General features: G+C 60.9%; 1 protein-coding gene. It reads right to left on the bottom strand.

The window, feature by feature from the left end; translation table 11 throughout:
- The coding region (locus CSR02_RS13705) for a transposase (RefSeq protein WP_143225604.1) at nucleotides 1-206 on the bottom strand (206 nt) is incomplete at its 3' end.
- Nucleotide 207 lies beyond the last annotated feature (1 nt).

Here is a 207-nt window from a genome sequence, read left to right as displayed (position 1 = left end):
CAGCGGCGCAGACGCCGGTGCACGTTTTTCCAGTCCCCGAAACGGGCAGGAAGGTCGCGCCATGGAATGCCTGCGCGATAGCGATACAGCACCGCCTCCACGAACAAACGGTTGTCCGCCGCAGTACCGCCGACATGACCTTTACGACCGGGGAGAATATCCTTTATCCGCTCCCACTGGTCATCGCGTAAACCATAGCGCCGCATC

The organism is Acetobacter pomorum, assembly GCF_002738225.1.
In the GTDB taxonomy this organism is placed as follows: domain Bacteria; phylum Pseudomonadota; class Alphaproteobacteria; order Acetobacterales; family Acetobacteraceae; genus Acetobacter; species Acetobacter pomorum.
The sequence above is the reverse complement of the archived record's forward strand: the minus strand, read 5'-3'. Positions and strand labels throughout refer to the sequence as shown.